General features: G+C 39.2%; 1 pseudogene. It reads left to right on the forward strand.

From position 1 onward, the window contains the following. Window positions 1-610 (forward strand): annotated as a pseudogene (locus IEX12_RS23195) (IS200/IS605 family accessory protein TnpB-related protein); the annotation flags it as partial.

Genomic DNA, 610 nt, shown 5'->3' on the forward strand with positions numbered 1-610 from the left:
ATTATCATGCGTATCAATTTGAACATACGTATCTTGATCCAACGATACAACAACGTAAAACAAGAATTGGCTTTCTGACGTCAAGGCTGAACCGGAAAGAAGAGGAATTAAAACAGTTACGTACCCGCATCCCAAGTGTTGTTTTCGGTTCAAAAAAGCGATTCAAATCGCAACATACGAGGGATTTCTACATAGACAACCATGACGCCTGGCTGGAGGAATGGCAACAATCTCGCTACCATAAAATGATTCTATCTGGACGGAAAGATGCTGCGAATGGTAATTTTGTTTTCAATTATGATACAGAAAATAAACAGCTCCATTTCAAAACACCAAGTGGGGTTTTCATTAACATGGAACAAGTTCACTTCCCATATGGTCAGGACAAAGTGGCATCTGCCATCCAAACCCAACAGAACTGTAAAAATAAGAAAAAGTATGGAAAACTGATTGCCTGGTCCCTTGAAGATCATGGTGATTACTATATAATCAAATGTATGATGGATGTAGAAGCCAATTCACAAACAAACTATTCGAAATTCGATGGGGTCATTGGCGTAGATTGTAATGTCGATCATTTCGCCATTGCCAACATCAATGCAAAAGGCCA

Source organism: Lentibacillus populi (assembly GCA_014642895.1).
GTDB lineage: Bacteria > Bacillota > Bacilli > Bacillales > Amphibacillaceae > Lentibacillus_C > Lentibacillus_C populi.